The sequence below is a fragment of the Streptomyces sp. SID14515 genome (genome assembly GCF_010548505.1).
GTDB lineage: Bacteria > Actinomycetota > Actinomycetes > Streptomycetales > Streptomycetaceae > Streptomyces > Streptomyces caviscabies.
In genome coordinates this window covers 43355-61221 of record NZ_JAAGMH010000112.1, presented here as the reverse complement: position 1 = coordinate 61221, position 17867 = coordinate 43355, and the positions used below count along the sequence as shown (strand labels likewise).

Annotated in this window: 14 protein-coding genes; 4 read left to right on the top strand and 10 right to left on the bottom strand. The window is 72.5% G+C overall.

All coding sequences use genetic code 11. The features are described 5' to 3' along the window. Positions 1-3 precede the first annotated feature (3 nt). Positions 4-1398 (bottom strand): diaminobutyrate--2-oxoglutarate transaminase family protein, encoded by a 1395-nt coding sequence (locus G3I54_RS26605; protein ID WP_164617866.1) that lies wholly within the window; start codon positions 1396-1398, stop codon positions 4-6. Positions 1399-1753: 355 nt separating this feature from the next. Here G3I54_RS26605 and G3I54_RS26600 point away from each other — a divergent pair, with 355 nt between their 5' ends. Further along, the gene (locus G3I54_RS26600) at positions 1754-2923 is read left to right on the top strand and encodes a hypothetical protein (RefSeq protein ID WP_164617864.1); all 1170 of its coding nucleotides are present in this window, start codon (positions 1754-1756) and stop codon (positions 2921-2923) included. Between the two features lie 196 nt (positions 2924-3119). After that, positions 3120-4295 (top strand): hypothetical protein, encoded by a 1176-nt coding sequence (locus tag G3I54_RS26595; protein ID WP_164617861.1) that lies wholly within the window; start codon positions 3120-3122, stop codon positions 4293-4295. Between the two features lie 91 nt (positions 4296-4386). On the opposite strand, the gene hflX is transcribed toward G3I54_RS26595, so the two are convergent. The 6 genes from hflX to miaA form a co-directional block, all read right to left on the bottom strand. Continuing rightward, positions 4387-5907, bottom strand: coding sequence for a GTPase HflX (gene hflX / locus G3I54_RS26590; RefSeq protein WP_164617858.1), 1521 nt, complete (start codon positions 5905-5907; stop codon positions 4387-4389). Between the two features lie 131 nt (positions 5908-6038). Then, positions 6039-7484: a M1 family metallopeptidase gene (locus tag G3I54_RS26585; RefSeq protein ID WP_164617856.1), complete on the bottom strand. Its 1446-nt coding sequence runs from the start codon at positions 7482-7484 to the stop codon at positions 6039-6041. A 155-nt stretch (positions 7485-7639) separates the two neighbouring features. Next, positions 7640-9805 carry an HD domain-containing protein gene (locus tag G3I54_RS26580; RefSeq protein WP_164617854.1) on the bottom strand — a complete coding sequence of 722 codons (2166 nt, stop codon included), beginning with the start codon at positions 9803-9805 and terminating at the stop codon, positions 7640-7642. Positions 9806-10005: 200 nt separating this feature from the next. Continuing rightward, positions 10006-10878: a diaminopimelate epimerase gene (gene dapF, locus G3I54_RS26575; protein ID WP_164617851.1), complete on the bottom strand. Its 873-nt coding sequence runs from the start codon at positions 10876-10878 to the stop codon at positions 10006-10008. 66 nt (positions 10879-10944) lie between these two features. Then, positions 10945-11397, bottom strand: coding sequence for a hypothetical protein (locus tag G3I54_RS26570; RefSeq protein ID WP_010072354.1), 453 nt, complete (start codon positions 11395-11397; stop codon positions 10945-10947). Between the two features lie 107 nt (positions 11398-11504). Then, positions 11505-12443 (bottom strand): tRNA (adenosine(37)-N6)-dimethylallyltransferase MiaA, encoded by a 939-nt coding sequence (gene miaA / locus G3I54_RS26565; protein ID WP_164617849.1) that lies wholly within the window; start codon positions 12441-12443, stop codon positions 11505-11507. A gap of 189 nt (positions 12444-12632) precedes the next feature. On the opposite strand from miaA, the gene G3I54_RS26560 reads away from it, so the two are divergent. Further along, complete coding sequence (locus G3I54_RS26560) at positions 12633-12878, top strand: antitoxin (RefSeq protein ID WP_030080154.1); 246 nt, start codon at positions 12633-12635, stop codon at positions 12876-12878. A 63-nt stretch (positions 12879-12941) separates the two neighbouring features. Here the strand turns inward: G3I54_RS26560 and G3I54_RS26555 are convergent, their stop codons facing one another. Beyond that, a complete protein-coding gene (locus tag G3I54_RS26555) occupies positions 12942-13661 on the bottom strand; it encodes a class III extradiol dioxygenase subunit B-like domain-containing protein (protein WP_164617846.1) in 720 nt (239 codons plus the stop codon). Between the two features lie 100 nt (positions 13662-13761). Continuing rightward, positions 13762-15282, bottom strand: a complete 1521-nt coding sequence (gene miaB / locus G3I54_RS26550) for a tRNA (N6-isopentenyl adenosine(37)-C2)-methylthiotransferase MiaB (protein ID WP_164617844.1) — start codon at positions 15280-15282, stop codon at positions 13762-13764. 136 nt (positions 15283-15418) lie between these two features. Between miaB and G3I54_RS26545 the strand changes: the two genes are divergently transcribed. Continuing rightward, a complete protein-coding gene (locus G3I54_RS26545; protein WP_164617841.1) occupies positions 15419-16420 on the top strand; it encodes a TAXI family TRAP transporter solute-binding subunit in 1002 nt (333 codons plus the stop codon). Between the two features lie 48 nt (positions 16421-16468). Here the strand turns inward: G3I54_RS26545 and G3I54_RS26540 are convergent, their stop codons facing one another. After that, positions 16469-17863: a HAMP domain-containing sensor histidine kinase gene (locus tag G3I54_RS26540; RefSeq protein WP_164617839.1), complete on the bottom strand. Its 1395-nt coding sequence runs from the start codon at positions 17861-17863 to the stop codon at positions 16469-16471. Between the last annotated feature and the right edge of the window lie 4 nt (positions 17864-17867).

Below are 17867 nucleotides of genomic sequence, written 5' to 3'. Positions count from 1 at the left end.
GGCTCAGGTGGTCGGCCCGGCGGTGGTCCGACGGTGCGGGGAGCGTGTCGCGGCTGCCAGCGCGTCGGCGAGACGGTCGACGACGGCACTCGCCTGCTCGTCGGTGAGGGTGAGGGGCGGCAGGAGGCGGACCACGGCGTCGTGCCGGCCGCCCAGTTCGACGATGAGGCCGCGCCGCAGGCATTCCTGCTGGACGGCGAGGGCGAGGGCCGGGTCGGGCGGCGGGGCCGGGGCGGGGTCGCCGGCTTCGGCGGGCAGGGGCGCGCTCTCGGGATCCACCAGCTCCAGGCCGATCATCAGTCCCCGCCCCCGTACGTCACCGATGCCCGGGTGGTGCGCCCGCAACTCCGTCAGGCGGGCGAGCATCCGGGCCCCCAGGACCGCCGCGCGGTCCGCCAGTTGATTCTCCCTGACGTACGCGAGCGTGGCCGCGCCCGCCGCCATGGCGAGCTGGTTGCCACGAAACGTACCCGCGTGCGCGCCCGGCTGCCAAAGATCCAGCTCAGCGCGGTAGACGATCACCGCGAGGGGCAGGGAACCGCCGATCGCCTTGGAGAGGACCATGACGTCGGGGACGATGCCGCTGTGCTCGACGGCCCAGAAGGCGCCGGTCCTGCCGACCCCGGTCTGCACCTCGTCGGCGATGAGTGGAATGGAGCGGTCCGCGGTGATCCGGCGCATGCGGCGCAGCCAGGCGTCCGGGGCGGGGTTGACGCCGCCCTCGCCCTGGACCGGCTCCACGATCATTCCGGCCGGGGTCGGCACTCCGCCCTTGCGGTCGTCCAGGAGGTGTTCGGTCCAGCGGGCGGCGAGCGCGGCGCCCTGCTCGCCGCCGGTCCCGAACGGGCAGCGGTAGTCCTGCGGGAAGGGCAGCCGGGTGACCCGTACGTCGGTGGCGCCGCCGGAAGCCTCCAGGGCGCCGGCCGTCATGCCGTGGTAGGCGCCGGTGAAGGTCAGCAGGCCGGTGCGGCCGGTCGCGGCGCGGACCAGTTTGAAGGCGGCCTCGACGGCGTCCGTGCCGGCCGGGCCGCAGAACTGGATGCGGGCGTTGTCGGCGAACTCCCGCGGCAGGGTGGCGAACAGCTCGGTGGTGAAGGCGTCCTTGACCGGGGTGGCGAGGTCCAGCACGTGCAGGGGCGCGCCGGAGTCGATGACCTTCCGGATGGCTTCGAGCACGACGGGGTGGTTGTGCCCGAGCGCCAGGGTGCCGGCTCCCGACAGGCAGTCCAGATAGCGCCGTCCGTCCGCGCCCTCGATGGTGAGCCCGCGGGCGCGCACCGGGACGATCGGCAGGGACCGCGCGTAGGTGCGGGCCGCCGATTCGCGCAGGGACTGGCGGCGGAGGATGCCTTCGTGCGCGGAGGGCGGCGCCACCGGTGCGGGTTCGGTCACGGACACGACTCTTGATCCTCCTGCGGTAACAGTTGCGTTGCACGTCGGTACGTTTTCGCGCGGACGCACCAAGGGCGTGAACGCTGTCCTGGTGTCCCCCGTACGTACCAACGACGCCGTCCGCGATGGATCACGGGTAAATCGGAACATCCTCGCGGCGACGGAACCGCGGACCTGCCGCGTACCGTCACCATCGGCACCGGCATAGTGGGGGCCGCACAGCGGCGCGGAAGCACCTGCTCCGGCGCCCGAAGTGTCCGCAATACAGCACGAGTACCGAGTGACGAAGTCCCAGGGGGATCACGAGATGCGACCCATTCGCCCGACCGATACCGCACGGCGCGGGAGGCGCGCACGGCGCATGCCCTCCTCCGCGCTCGCCGCGACCGCCGTCGCCGCCGTGCTGGCACTCACCGCCACCGCCTGTGGCCCGGGGGAGGACAACGCGGGCTCCACGCCCAGCGCCTCCGCCGAGCAGTCGTCCGACGGCAAGGTCACGATTCCGGACGACCTCAAGAACCGTCTCAAGGAGCACGGGATCGACCCCGACAAGTGGCGGGACGGTGAGTGGAAGAACTGGGACAAGGACAAGTGGCTGCGTGAGGCCAAGGACTTCGTCAACCCGATCATCGACGGACTGTGGGACCCGGACCGGATGCGGGAGGCCGACAAGCCTCCGGAGAACCCGGTCGACAACGACATCTCGGGCGACGACGGTGTGACGGACCCGACGCCGGCCCCGGTCCAGGCCGCCGGTGTCGCGACGCCGTACCACGACAACGCCCCGGAGTCCGGGAAGCTGCTCTTCGACGGCCCGCAGGGCTCGATGGTCTGTTCCGCGACCGTGGTGAAGGACCCGGCGAACCCCGGCAAGTCCAACATGGTGTGGACCGCCGGGCACTGTGTGCACGCGGGCAAGAAGGGCGGCTGGTACCGCAACATCGCCTTCGTCCCGGCGTACAACAACGACGGTCTGTCGCTGGACCAGCTGGAGACCGCGCCCAAGGAGAAGATCGCTCCGTACGGTGTGTGGTGGGGCCAGTGGGCCCAGACCTCCGAGCAGTGGATCGAGCAGGGCGCGGCGGTCGGCGGCCAGGGCGCCCCGTACGACTTCGCGGTGCTGCACGTGACGCCGGAGAAGGGCGCGGGCGGCAAGTCGCTGGAGGAGACGGTCGGTTCGGCGCTGCCGGTGGAGTTCAACGCCCCGGCCGTGCCGCAGATCGCCGACATGACGGCCACGGGCTACCCGGCCGCGCCGCCGTTCGACGGTCAGAAGCTGCTCCAGTGCAAGGACAAGCCGGGCCGGCTCTCCGTCTTCCAGGACCAGCCCACGATGTACCGCATCGGCTGCACGATGACCGGTGGCTCCTCCGGCGGCGGCTGGGTGGCGGCCGGGCAGGACGGCAAGCCCGCCCTGGTCTCGAACACCTCGATCGGCCCGGTCACGGCGGGCTGGCTGGCCGGTCCGCGGCTCGGCAAGGAGGCCGAGGGCGTCTACCGCGCGGTGAGTGAGAAGTACGCGGGTCAGTAGAACCCGCAGCAGCGTGTACGTCCGTGGCCCCCGGCAGTCGACTGCCGGGGGCCACGGACGACCGGCGGCCGGCTCCGGCGCCTGGCATGACAAGCACATGACAGAATGCACGACCGCGCCCGCGCACCACCGCACTTCCGCGCATCGCGCGCACGCGCGCCACCGTACGACTCAGCTGTTCAGGGGGATCTCTTCCATGCGATCGATACGTCCGCTGCTGGCCGCCACCGGCCTCGTCGCGGCGCTCACACTGACGGCCACGGCCTGCGGCCCGGACGAGGACGCCGCCTCCGCCGCCAAGCCGTCGGCCACCGACGGGGCGGCCGGCAAGGGCCCCGCCGCCGGCCTGCCCGGTGATCTGGGCGACGCCCTGGAGAAGCACGGCGTGGACCCGGAGAAGTGGAAGGACGGGGGGTGGAAGGACTGGGACAAGGGCAGCTGGCTCCGCAAGGCCGAGGACTTCGTCAACCCGGTCATCGAGGGCCTGTGGAAGCCGGACCGGATGGCCTCGGCCGACGAGCCCGCCAAGACGATGGCGGCCGGTGACCTCTCCGCCGGTCAGGACGTCAGCGACCCGGAGCCCGCGCCGGTGCGGGCCAAGCCGGAGAAAACCCCGTACCACCGGCACGCCGCCCCGGTCGGCAAGGTCTTCTTCGACTCCCCCAAGGGCTCCATGGTCTGCTCCGGCACGGTCGTGAAGGACCCGAAGAACCCCGGGAAGTCCAACCTCGTGTGGACCGCCGGACACTGTGTGCACGCGGGCGCGGGCGGCGGCTGGTACCGCAACATCGTCTTCGTGCCCTCGTACAACGACCAGGGCAAGAACGCGGCGCAGCTGCGGACCGCGCAGCCGCAGGAGATCGCCCCCTACGGCACCTACTGGGCGGACTGGGCCGCGTCCTCCGGCGAGTGGATCTCCGGGGGCGGCCCGACGGGCGGTGCGGGCGCGCCGTACGACTACGCGATCCTGCACGTGAAGCCCGAGAAGGGCACGAAGTCGCTGGAGGAGACGGTGGGCAACGCGCTGCCGGTCTCCTTCGACGCTCCGGAGGTGCGGCAGATCAGCGGCATGGGCGCCTGGGGCTACCCGGCCGGTCCGCCGTACGACGGGCTGCTGATGCACCAGTGCGTCGACCGTCCCGGCCGGCTCTCCATCGCCCCGGGCACTCCGACCATGTACCGCATCGGCTGCACGATGACCGGCGGTTCCTCCGGCGGCGGCTGGTTCGTCGCCGGTCCTGACGGGAAGTCGATGCTGGTGTCCAACACCTCGATCGGCCCGGTCACTTCGGGCTGGCTGGCCGGTCCGCAGCTCGGTGAGGACGCCCGGCGCACCTTCACGATGATGAGCGACAAGTTCGCGGGGCAGTAGCTCCGGTTCTCCGACTGCACACCGAAGGCCCGGCCCAAACTCTCTGGAGAGTTCGGGCCGCGCCTTCGGCTGTCGTGCGGTCGGGCCGCCGTCAGTGCGCGACGGGGACGAACGTCCCGAGCTCGGCGGCCAGCTCCTCGTGGACCTGGGCCTTGAGCAGGGTGCCCTCGGCGGTGTGCTCCTCGGAGAGCACCTCGCCCTCGGCGTGCACCCGGGAGACCAGAGCCCCCTGGATGTACGGCACGAGCACCTCGATCTCGACGGACGGCCGGGGCAGCTCGGCGTCGATGAGCGCGAGCAGCTCCTCGATTCCGGCGCCGGTCCTGGCCGAGACCGCGATGGCGTACTTCTCGTTGCGCAGCAGCCGCTGGAGGACCAGGGGGTCCGCCGCGTCCGCCTTGTTGATCACGACGATCTCGCGTACGTTCACCGCGCCGACGTCCCGGATGACCTCGCGCACCGCGGCGAGCTGCTCCTCCGGCACCGGGTGGGAGCCGTCCACCACGTGGAGGATGAGATCGGACTCGCCGACCTCCTCCATGGTGGAGCGGAACGCCTCGACGAGGTGGTGCGGCAGATGCCGGACGAACCCGACGGTGTCGGCCAGGGTGTAGATACGGCCGCTCGGCGTCTCGGCCCGGCGGACGGTCGGGTCCAGGGTGGCGAACAGGGCGTTCTCCACCAGGACACCGGCCCCGGTCAGGCGGTTGAGGAGCGAGGACTTGCCGGCGTTGGTGTATCCGGCGATGGCGACGGAGGGCACCTTGTTGCGCTTGCGCTCCTGGCGCTTGATCTCGCGGCCGGTCTTCATCTCCGCGATCTCCCGGCGCATCTTCGCCATCTTCTCGCGGATCCGTCGCCGGTCCGTCTCGATCTTGGTCTCACCGGGACCACGGGTGGCCATGCCGCCACCGCCGCTGGAACCGCCGCCGCCCATCTGACGGGAGAGCGACTGGCCCCAGCCGCGCAGTCGCGGCAGCATGTACTGCATCTGCGCGAGCGAGACCTGCGCCTTGCCCTCTCGGGACTTGGCGTGCTGCGCGAAGATGTCGAGGATCAGCGCGGTCCGGTCGACCACCTTCACCTTGACGACGTCTTCGAGATGGATCAGCTGGCCGGGGCTCAGCTCACCGTCGCAGACGACGGTGTCGGCGCCGGATTCGAGCACGATGTCCCGCAGCTCCAGCGCCTTGCCCGAGCCGATGTACGTGGCCGGGTCCGGCTTGTCGCGCCGCTGGTACACCGCGTCGAGCACCTGGGCGCCCGCCGTCTCGGCGAGTGCGGCGAGCTCCGCGAGGGAGATCTCCGCGTCGTGCACCGTCCCCGAGGTCCAGACGCCCACCAGCACCACGCGCTCCAGGCGCAGCTGGCGGTACTCGACCTCGGTGACGTCCTCGAGCTCCGTGGAGAGACCGGCCACGCGTCGCAGCGCGGCACGCTCGGAGCGGTCCAGCTGATCGCCGTCCCGTGCTCCGTCGATCTCCTGGCTCCAGGCGACGTCCTCTTCCATCAGGGCGTCGGCCCGAAGGCTTTCGGTGAGGCTCTCGGGGGTGTTCTCCGTGGCGCTCTGCGCGTCCTGCGCGTCCTGGGGAAGGGAAGAAGAGGAGGTCATTGGATCCTTACGTCGATAGAAGTCTTTACGTCAGTCACAACGTGTGATCTTCCCGGATGATTCCCTCCCGGGAACCCCGGTGCGGTCCGCCGCGCCGACGCGTCGATAGTGGCACGGCCCCACCGGGCCCGTCACGCGGGTTTCGCGCTGCTCCAGTCGGGGTGCCCGGGCATCGGCGGGGTCGTCCTCCCGTACAGCCAGCCGTCGAAGAAGGCGGTCAGGTCCCGGCCCGCGATACCGGAGGCAAGCCGCGTGAAGTCCGCGGTGGTCGCCGTGGAGTCCCGGTGCACCCGGACCCAGGTGCGCTCCAGCCGGTCGAAGGCGGCCTCGCCGATCTCCTGGCGCAGCGCGTAGAGCACCAGCGCGCTGCCGTCGTACATGACCGGCCGGAACAGGCTGAGCTTCTGCCCCGGGGCCGGTCCATCCGGGTGCGCCGGAGGGCCGCCGTCCGCGCGCCAGCCGTCGGAGAGCTCGTACGCCTGTCGCATCCGCCGCTCCAGGGTTCCGCCGCCGTTCTCCTCCGCGTACCGGGCCTCGTACCAGCTGGCGTGTCCTTCGTTGAGCCACAGGTCGGACCAGCTGGCGGGCGAGACGCTGTCGCCGAACCACTGGTGGGCCAGCTCGTGGATCATCACCGATTCCACGTACCACTCCGGGTAGCCGGGCTCGGTGAAGAACGACTTGCCGAACAGCGAGAGCGTCTGGGTCTCCAGGGCGAAGCCGATGGGGCTGTCGGCGACGAGCACTCCGTACGTCTCGAAGGGGTAGCGGCCGACCTGCTGCTCCATCCACTCCAGCTGGGCCGGGGTCTTCTTCAGCCAGGGCTCCAGATTCTTCCGGTCGGCGGCCGGGACGACGTCGCGCACCGGCAGTCCGTGCGGTCCGGTGCGGTGCAGGACGGCGGAGCTGCCGATGGAGACCTGGGCCAGCTCGGTGGCCATGGGGTGCTCGGTGCGGTAGGTCCAGGTGGTCGTGGCCCCGCGCCGGGTCTTCCCCACGGGCAGGCCGCCGGCCACCGCCGTCAGCTTCTCGGGGGCGGTGATCCGGAAGGTGAAATACGCCTTGTCCGAGGGGTGGTCGTTGCTCGGGAAGACGCGGTGGGCGGCGTCGGCCTGGTTGGCCATGGCGAGTCCGTCGGCGGTACGGACCCAGCCGCCGTCGTCGCCGGACCCGCTCGGGTCGCTGGTGTGCCGGACGGTGATGTCCAGCGGTACGCCCGCGGGGAGGCGGCGGGGGGCCTGGAGTACGAGGTCCTCGTTCTTGGCGGCGAAGTCGACGGACTGTCCGTTGACCTCGACGCCCCGGACGGCGCCCCGGGCGAAGTCGAGGTTGATCCGGTCCAGCGGGGCGGTGGTGCGGGCCCTGATCTTGGTGACGGCGTCCAGGGGCTTGGTGTTGCCGCCGTGGTACGTGAGGTCGATGTCGTACGCGAGAACGTCGTATCCGGGGTTGCCCAGCTCCGGGAAGAGCCGGTCGCCGATGCCCAGGGGCTCGGGGGCGGGCAGGGTGGCGGCGACGAGGGTGGCCGAGGCGGTCGCCAGCAGGGCGGCGCGCAGGCGGCGGGTCAGGAGCGGCATGGACTACCGCTATCAGCGCGGGGCGGCCCGGCCGGGGAGCCGCGCGCCGCACCACCCGAACGAGAACGCCCCGCCCGTGCGGGGAGCACGACTGGGCCGGCCGGGACGGGCCGGCCGGGACGGGCCGCTGCCGGACGGGCGGTTTACGGCGTGGCTCAGCCGGCCGGGGCCGGGTGCTGGGCGCGGCTGACGTCGTAGACCCCGGCGACCTCGCGCATGGCGCGCATCAGGGCGGGCAGGCCGGCCGCGTCCGGGAGCTGGAGGGTGTAGGTGTGACGGACCCGCTGCTCACTGGGCGGCTCCACGGTGGCGGAGACGATCGCCGCCTCGGCGGTGGCGATGGCCTCGGTGAGGTCGGCGAGGAGCCGGGGGCGGCCGAAGGACTCGGCGACGAGGGTGACCCGGCAGCCCGCGTCGGACTCCCGGCCCTCGGCGTCCGCCCAGCGGGCCCCGACCGGGGCGCGGCCGATCTCCTGCATGGCGGCCACGGCGGGACACTCGCGGCGGTGCACGGTGACCGCGCCGCCGCGGACGACGAAGCCGGTCAGCTCGTCGGGGGGCACCGGCGTACAGCAGCCGGCCAGGCGCACCGGCCCGCCCGCCCCTTCGGCGACGACGCCCGTGGAGCGGGGACCGGACCGGGTGCGCGCCGGTGCCGTGACCTGGGCTTCGCGTTCCGGTGCGGGGTCGGCGGGGCCGGGTGCGCCCGCGTCCACGGACCTCATCATCGAGGGGGTGGGCTTCGCCTCGTCGGGGTGGTCGGTGAGCCAGCCGGTGATCGCGATCCGGGCGGCGGGGGTGCGCACATGGTCGAGCCAGTCCGGCGAGGGGCCGGACGCGGTGTCCTGGGCGAGCAGCAGCTGCACGGTGTCGCCGTCGCTGAGGACGGTGCTCAGGGTGGCGAGGCGGCCGTTGACCCGGGCCCCGATGGAGGTGTGGGCCCGGTCGCCGTACTGCGCGTAGGCGGCGTCGACGCAGCTGGCTCCGGCGGGCAGCCCGAGGGTGCCGCCGTCGGTGCGGAACACGGTGATCTCGCGGTCCTGGGCGAGGTCGTCGCGCAGGGTGGTCCAGAAGGTGTCGGGGTCGGTGGCGGACTCCTGCCAGTCCAGCAGCCGGGAGAGCCAGCCGGGCCGGGTCGGGTCGGCACGCTCGTCGGACGGCTCGGCGTGCTGGGCGGCCGCGTGGTCCTGGGCGTACGGGTTGCCCAGCGCGACGACGCCGGCCTCGGCGACCTTGTGCATCCGGTGCGTACGGATGAGGACTTCCGCGACGGCGCCCTCGGGGCCGACGACGGCGGTGTGCAGCGACTGGTACAGGTTGAACTTGGGGGCGGCGATGAAGTCCTTGAACTCGGAGATCACCGGGGTGAAGCAGGTGTGCAGTTCACCGAGGACGGCATAGCAGTCGGCGTCCTCGCCGACCAGGACGAGCAGCCGGCCGAAGTCGGTGCCGCGCAGTTCGCCGCGTTTCCGGCGGACCCGGTGCACGGAGACGAAGTGGCGTGGCCTGATGAGGACTTCGGCGCTGATGCCGGCGTCCCGCAGGGTGTGCGTCACGTTGTCGGCGATGGTGTCGAGGGGGGCGCCCGGGCCCGCCGCGGCGGCGATCAGGGCGCGGGTGTGCTCGTACTCCTCGGGGTGCAGGATCGCGAAGACCAGGTCCTCCAGCTCGGTCTTGAGCGCCTGCACGCCGAGCCGTTCGGCGAGCGGGATGAGGACGTCGCGGGTGACCTTGGCGATCCTGGCCTGCTTCTCGGGGCGCATCACGCCGAGGGTGCGCATGTTGTGCAGCCGGTCCGCGAGCTTGATCGACATGACCCGGACGTCGTTGCCGGTGGCGACGAGCATCTTGCGGAACGTCTCCGGCTCGGCGGCGGCGCCGTAGTCGACCTTCTCCAGTTTGGTGACGCCGTCGACGAGATAGCAGACCTCGTCGCCGAACTGCTCACGTACCTGATCGAGCGTCACTTCCGTGTCCTCGACGGTGTCGTGGAGCAGGGAGGCGGTGAGCGTGGTGGTCTCGGCGCCGAGCTCGGCGAGGATCAGGGTGACGGCCAGCGGGTGCGTGATGTACGGCTCGCCGCTCTTGCGCATCTGGCCGCGGTGCGAGGACTCCGCGAGGACGTAGGCCCGGTGCAGGATGGTCAGGTCGGCGTCGGGGTGGTGGGCGCGGTGCGCCTCGGCGACATGGCCGATGGCGTCGGGCAGCCGGTCGCGGGAGACCGGGCCACGCAGTGCCACCCGGCCCAGTCTGCGCAGATCGATCCGGGGGCGGCTCCGCCTGCGAAGGGGAGCGCCCGGATCGGCGGCCTCTGCACTCATGGGCACCTCCGGCGACGTCGACCGGCACGGGGGAGGAGCGGACGCCCCTCGGGGCCGGTGCTTGATGCTATCGACCCCACCACGTGGCGCAGTCCAGCTCTCGCCCAGCGTGAAACGGATCACCCATTCGAGCGAAGCTCCGGCCGATCACCGTTTCGAGCGAAATCGGCCGGGTGGCTGCTTCGTGCCGGTCGAAAGGGCTAGTCGGTCACCGTGTCGAGCCACGCCGGGTCGATGACGCCCTCGGCGACGATCACGGCGGGGCCGGTCATGTCGACCGAGCCGTCCGGGTGCTCGGTGATGACGAGGGTGCCGCCGGGGAGGTCCACCCGATACGTCACGGGGAGGCCGGTCGCGGCGGGGTCGGCGCCGTCGCGGCGGGCGGTGGCGACGGCGACCGCGCAGGCGCCGGTGCCGCAGGAGCGGGTCTCGCCGGAGCCCCGCTCGTGGACGCGCATCCCGACGTGACGCGGGCCCCGGTCGACGACGAATTCGACGTTGACGCCTTCGGGGTAGACGGCCTCGGGGCTGACGGGCGGGGCGGTGCGCAGGTCACCGGCGTGATCGAGGTCGTCGACGAAGGCGACCGCGTGCGGGTTGCCCATGTTGACGTTGCGGGCGGGCCAGCTGCGGTCGCCGACGGTGACCGTGGCGCTCTCCTCGGGCAGCAGGGCGCGCCCCATGGAGACGGTGATGTCGCCGTTCTTGGCGAGGTGCACCCGCTTGGGGCCGCCCCGGGTGGCGACGGTGAGGTCGCCCTCCTCGACGAGGCCGGCGCGCTGGAGGTAGTGGGCGAAGACGCGCACGCCGTTGCCGCACATCTCGGCGATCGAACCGTCCGCGTTGCGGTAGTCCATGAACCACTCGGCCGTCTCCGCCATGTCCCGCGCCTCGGGGTGCGCGGCGGACCGCACGACGTGCAGCAGGCCGTCGCCGCCGATGCCGGCCCGACGGTCGCAGAGCCGGGCGACGACGGCGGCGGGCAGCGTGAGGGCGTTGTCCGGGTCCGGGACGATCACGAAGTCGTTCTCGGTGCCGTGGCCCTTGAGGAAGGCGATCTGCGAGGTGCTCACAGGCCAACTGTACGAGGCGGCGCCGACACCCCGCACGAGCGGACCCGGTGTCCGGGTCCTCGCCCGTCAGCGCAGCCGGGCCACGCGCCAGACGGCGAGGGCGACCAGGGCCAGGCCGGTCGCGGCGTACAGCGCGATCACCCGCCAATCGGGGCGGTCACCCGAGCCGCGGGAGGGCAGTCCCGGCCAGGTGTGGCCGACGCGGCGGGCGGCCATCATGCCCCAGCCGGCCGCACAGCAGCTGATCAGGAGACCCAGCATGGCGACGATCGCGCCGCCGTCACCGAACTCGAAGGCGAGGGGGAAGGCGAACATCAGCGAGCCGACCGCGGCCAGCATGACGATGGGCGCGAGCTGCCAGATCCGCAGCTTGCGGGTGGGCCGCAGCTCGACCTCGACCTCGGGGGTCACGTCCTGCTCGTCGGGCCCGTCCGGGCTCAGCCGCCCCGCGGTCTCCCGCGGTGACGGCACCTCGTGCTCTGTGTCGCGCTGCTCCGTGTCGCGAGGGCCGGCCTCCATCGCCACGCGCCCTCCCAACTCGGACTCCACTGGTGGATCGATGCTCGATGATGGCACGATCACGGGTGCCGAATTGACGGCCGGAGCTTCCCGATGCCATCACGTGATCAGGCTGTGACCGCTCGTTCGACCAACGTCAGCGCCCGGTGCGGGAGTTCCCCCCGGTCACGGTGTCCGCCGCCGAGCCACACGACACGCGGGTCGCGGCGGAACCACGAGTCCTGACGGCGGGCGAAGCGCTTGGTGGCGCGCACGGTCTCGGCCCGCGCGTCGTCCTCGGTGCACTCCCCCGCGAGCGCCGCGAGGATCTGCTGGTAGCCGAGGGCCCGGGAGGCCGTGAGGCCCTCGCGCAGCCCGGACGCCTCCAGGGCACGCACCTCGTCCACAAGGCCCGCCTCCCACATCCGGTCCACGCGCAGGGCGATGCGCTCGTCCAGTTCGGGGCGGTTCACGTCGACGCCGATCTGCACGGCGTCGTAGACCGGCTCGTCGCCGGGGAGGTTGGCGGTGAAGGGCTTGCCGGTGATCTCGATGACTTCGAGGGCGCGCACGATGCGGCGGCCGTTGCTCGCCAGGATGGAGCGGGCGGCGTCCGGGTCGGCGGCGGCGAGGCGGGCGTGCAGGGCGCCCGAGCCGCGCTCGGCCAGTTCCGCTTCGAGGCGGGCGCGCACCTCGGGGTCCGTACCGGGGAACTCCAGGGCGTCGATGGCGCCCTTCACGTACAGCCCGGAACCGCCGACCAGGACGGGTGTGCGCCCCTCGGCGAGCAGCCGGTCGATCTCCAGACGGGCCAGGCGCTGGTACTCGGCGACGCTGGCGGCCTCGGTGACGTCCCAGATGTCCAGCAGCCGGTGCGGCACGCCGTCGCGCTCGGGGAGCGTCAGCTTCGCGGTGCCGATGTCCATCCCCCGGTAGAGCTGCATGGAGTCGGCGTTGATCACCTCGCCGCCGAGCCGCTGGGCCAGAAAGACCCCCAGATCCGATTTTCCGGCTGCGGTGGGGCCTACGACGGTGATGACGCGGGGGGCGGGGGCGGGAGGGGTCACCGGGACAGTCTCCCAAATATCCGGGCCACCCCGAACACGCCGGGTGCGGAGGGCGACGTCAAGGATGCGCTCGGGAACCGCCGGCGAACGCTGTAGGACGCGTAAAAACGGCAGGAACGGACAGGTGACGGACAATGGGGGCGGGAGAACGCTCCCACGAACAGTCCTCACTGCACGGAAGGTGACCCAATGGGGTTCCTGGACAACCTGAAGGCCAAGCTGGGACCGGCCAAGGACAAGGTCGGCGACCTCGCGCAGCAGCACGGGGGCAAGATCGAGCAGGGCCTCGACAAGGCCGCGCGCACGGTCGATCAGAAGACCAAGGGCAAGTACAGCGACAAGATCGATTCGGGTACGCGCAAGGCCAAGGAGGCCGTGGACAAGCTGGGGCAGAAGGACGGGGGCACTCCGCCTCCGCCGCCGCCCGCTTCCTGACGCGGTGGCAGTACCCCGGCGGCGGGTGCGGAGCCGAGTGCTCCGCACCCGCCGCCGGTCTGTTCAGGACCAGGCGGCGACGGTGTAGCCCACGCCGTACGGGGCGTCCTCGTACAGCAGCCGTCCGGCGAGCCCGGCGTCCCGCGCGGCACCGCCGAGCAGCTGCCAGGGGGCCCGTCCGGCCGCCTTGAGCTCGTGGGCGAGCGTGGCGTCGAGCGCCGCGAGGGCGTCGAGGTCCGCGGAGCCGAGGGCTTCGGTGGCCCGTACGTCGAACGCGGCGGCCCGCTCGTCGAGGTAGCCGGGCGCCTTGAGGGTGCGGCAGGCGCTGCCGTCGCCCATCACCAGGAGCGCGACCCGCTCGGCACGTCCGGCGAGGGCACGTCCGGCCTCCGCGCACTCCTCGGCGGCCTCCCGCTCGGCCACGGCGAGCCCTTCGACGGGTGCGCCCGTCCATCGGGCCCGGCCCAGCAGCCACGCGCCCACCGTGAGGGACTGCGGCAGCGGCCGGTCCGGGACCGCCGCGCCCCGCGGTGCGTCGCCGAGCGTCACGTCGAGCTCCACGCCGACGCCCCGGAAGGTGCCGTGCGCTCCCGCCGGGTAGGGCCCGGCGGACCGGTCCTCGCCCGGCCCCACGACGACGAGCAGGTCCGGGCGCGAGGCGGCGAGCACCCCCACGGCGTCGAGGCAGGCGTCCCGCGCGGCGTCGAGCTCGGGGGCGGCCCCGGCGGCGACCTCGGGCACCAGGAGCGGCGGACAGGGGCACACGGCGGCGGCGACAAGCATGCCGGTCAGCGTACTTGCCGGGGGTGCCGGCCGAGGCCGGAGCCGCCGGCCGGCACCGCGGCGGCCCGGAGCCCCGGCCGATATCGCGGGCCCGGAGCCGTCAGCCGATGCCGCAGGCCGGGGCCGCGGCGGCCGGGAGCGGGTCCGGGGCGCCGATGCCAGGGAGGCCGAGCATCACTCCGGCGGGCTTGGCGGCCGCCTCGGTGGTGCGCTTCTCCCAGGCGTCGCCCGCGCGGGTGGACCGTACGGCGAGCGGCGTGCCCTCGGCGAGCAGGTGGTGCGGGGCGGCGTAGGTGATCTCGACGGTCACCACGTCACCGGGGCGCACGGCCTTCTCCGGCTGCGTGAAGTGGACCAGCCGGTTGTCGGGGGCACGGCCGGAGAGGCGCTGCGTGGCTCCGTCCTTGCGGCCCTCGCCCTCCGCGACCATGACGTCCAGGGTGCGGCCGACCTGTTTCTTGTTCTCGTCCCAGGAGATCTGCTCCTGGAGGGCCGACAGGCGCATATAACGCTCCTGGACGACCTCCTTGGGGATCTGCCCGTCCATGTCGGCCGCGGGGGTGCCGGGGCGCTTGGAGTACTGGAAGGTGAACGCGTTGGCGAAACGCGCCTCGCGGACGGCGTGCATCGTCTGCTCGAAGTCCTCCTCGGTCTCGCCGGGGAAGCCCACGATGATGTCCGTGGAGATGGCGGCGTCCGGCATCGCGGCGCGCACCTTCTCGATGATCCCCAGGAAGCGCTCCTGGCGGTAGGAGCGGCGCATCGCCTTCAGGACGCGGTCCGAACCGGACTGCATCGGCATGTGCAGCTGCGGCATCACGTTCGGCGTCTCGGCCATGGCGGCGATGACGTCGTCGGTGAAGTCGCGGGGGTGCGGCGAGGTGAAGCGGACGCGCTCCAGGCCCTCGATGGAGCCGCAGGCGCGCAGCAGCTTGGAGAAGGCCTCGCGGTCGCCGATGTCGGATCCGTACGCGTTCACATTCTGGCCGAGCAGGGTGATCTCGGAGACGCCCTCGGCCACCAGGGCCTCGATCTCGGCCAGGATGTCGCCGGTGCGGCGGTCCTTCTCCTTGCCGCGCAGGGCCGGGACGATGCAGAACGTGCAGGTGTTGTTGCAGCCGACCGAGATGGAGACCCACGCGGCGTAGGCGGACTCGCGGCGGGTGGGGAGCGTGGAGGGGAAGGCCTCCAGGGACTCGGCGATCTCGATCTGCGCCTCTTCCTGGATGCGGGCGCGCTCCAGGAGGACCGGCAGTTTGCCGATGTTGTGGGTGCCGAAGACGACGTCGACCCAGGGGGCCCGCTTGACGATGGTGTCGCGGTCCTTCTGCGCGAGACAGCCGCCGACGGCGATCTGCATCCCGGGGCGCTTGGTCTTCATGGGCGCGAGGCGGCCGAGGTTCCCGTACAGCTTGTTGTCGGCGTTCTCCCGCACCGCGCAGGTGTTGAAGACGACGACGTCGGCGTCGCCGTCGGAACCCTCGGGCGCCCGGACGTAACCGGCGCCCTCCAGGAGACCCGACAGCCGTTCGGAGTCGTGGACGTTCATCTGGCACCCGTAGGTGCGCACCTCGTAGCTCTTCTGGACGTCCACTGCTTCGCTCCGGTTGCCGCTGCTCATGGGACAAGGGTAGGCGGTTGCCGGGCAGGCCCCTCCCGTAGCCTTCCGCCGCCCCTCCCCCGTCGCCGTCCGCTGTGGGCCGGGCCTCACGGGGAAGCCTGGCCAGGGGGGTGGGTGAGCTGGCAGGATCGCGCGCATGCTCCACGCTCTGTCCCGATTCGGCCGCCGGCGCACCCTGCAGACGGGCGCCGTCCTCGCGGTCGTACTCGGGCTGCTCGCGTGGTGGCTCCAGCCCCGGGGGGACGAGGGCGACCCGAGCGGGTCGCTCACCTTCTCCACCGGGGTGCCCAGCGGTGTCTACCAGCGGTACGGGGAGCGGCTGGAGGGCGCGCTCGCCAAGGACATGCCGGAGGTGTCGATACGGCTGCGGACCAGCGAGGGGTCGCAGCAGAACCTCGCCCGGGTGGCGACGGGCGAGGCGGACTTCACCATCGCCACCGCCGACGCCGTGGCGACCTATCTGCGCGACGGAAGGCCGGGCGCCCAGCGGCTGCGCGGCTGCGTCCGGCTGTACGACGACTACGTCCAGCTGGTCGTCCCCCGCGACTCCGACATCCACAAGGCCTCCGACCTGCGGGGCAAGCGGGTGGGCGTCGGCCAGCAGGGCTCCGGGGTGCGGCTGGTCGCGGACCGGCTGCTGACGGCGGCGGGGCTCGATCCGGCCGAGGACATCACCCCGGTGCCGGTGGGCATCGACACCATGCCCGTACGGCTGACCCAGGGCCAGCTCGACGCCTTCTTCTGGTCGGGCGGGCTGCCGACCGCGGCCGTGCAGGAGCTGTCGCAGCGCTTCGACATCCGGCTGGTGCCGCTGGAGGCGGACCTGGTCGCGAAGTTGCAGGCGGCGACCGGTCCCACCCGCTTCTACCGGTCGGCGATGATGCCCGCGGACGCCTATCCGCAGGCCCAGCAGGGTCAGTCGGTGCCCACGGTCGCCGTCGCCAACCTGCTCGTCACGACCGACCGTACGGACGCGGCCATGACCGAGGCCTTCACCCGGACGGTGATCAACAGCCGGGACCGGATCGGCCGCGAGGTGCACGCGGCGCAGCTGGTGGATCTGCGGACGGCGATCTACACCGATCCGCTGGACGTGCACGACGGGGCGAAGGACTACTACCGCTCGGTGAAGCCGTGAGCGCTCCTCGGCGAGGGCGCGAGGCTTCCCGACGCAGGGACTGACGGCTCAGCCGCCCGGCCGTTCGCGGGGCAGCGAGACCGTCACCCGCAGACCGTGCGGTGCGTGGTGTTCGTACGCGATCGAGCCGCCGCCCGCCGCGAGCAGCACCCGGGAGATGGAGAGGCCCAGGCCCGATCCGCTGACGTTCTGGTGGCGGGTGCTGCGCCAGAAGCGGTCCCCGACGCGCTCCAGCTCCGCTTCGGTGAGACCGGGGCCCCGGTCGGCGACGACGACAGTCGCCGCGACGGCTGCGGCGGCGACGGTGACGGTGACGTCCTCTCCGGCGGGGGTGAACTTCAGGGCGTTGTCGATCACCGCGTCCAGGGCGCTGGACAGGGCGATGGGGTCGGCCCAGGCGGTGGCCGCCGGGGCCCCGTCCAGGGTGAGGGCCACTCCTTCCCGCTCCGCCATGGGGCGCCAGGAGGCGACCCGCTCGGCGGTGAGCGGGACGATGTCGATCAGCTGGAGGTCCGCCTCGGCGTGCTCGGCCAGCGCGAGGTCCAGGAGGTCGTCGAGGACCCGGGCCAGCCGCTTTCCCTCGGTGCGCACGGCCGCGATCTCCTCGCTGCCCTCGGGCAGCTCCAGGGCGAGGAGCTCGATCCGCAGCAGCAGGGCGGCGAGCGGGTTGCGCAGCTGGTGCGAGGCGTCGGCGACGAAGGCGCGCTGCTGCTCCAGCACGTCCTCGACGTTGTCCGCCATCTCGTTGAAGGAGCGCGCCAGGCGGCGGAGCTCCGGCGGCCCGGCGGAGGCGGCGACCCGGGAGCGCATGCGGCCGCCGGCGATGTCGTGGGTGGCCGCGTCCAGGGTCCGCACGGGCAGCAGGACCCAGCCGGTGAGCCGGACCGCCGCGCCGACCGCCACCAGCAGGGCCAGCGCCTCGCCGAGGCCGATGAACAGCCAGGTCCGCAGGGTCCGCGACCGCATCTCGCCGGTGGGCGAGTCGATGACGACGACGGCGACCACATCACCGTCGCGCACCACGGGCGAGGCGACGACGACGCGGCCGTCGCGCCAGGGCCAGACCTGCGGCGGATCGTGCGAGCGGCGGCCCAGCAGCGCCTCGTTGAAGGCCGTACGCCCCTCGCCCTCGGCGGGCAGGCTCCAGAAGCTGGGGGCCTTGGCCAGCGCCCGGTCGTCCCGGAAGAAGACGCCGGCGCGGATGTCGTACACCGAGGTGTAGACCTCCAGGTCGGTCTGGAGGGTGCGGCGGCGCTCCTCGCTGTCCGGGGAGGTGTCGGTGATGGACTGCGCCAGGGCGGCGAACCGTGCGGTGTCGTCGATCCGGTCGATCACCAGGCGCTGCTGTTCGGCCGCCGCCACGCTGACCGCGAGCGGCAGGCCGAGGGTGAGCAGGATGGCGGCCATCAGAACGATGAGCAGCGGGAGCAGACGGGAGCGCACCGGG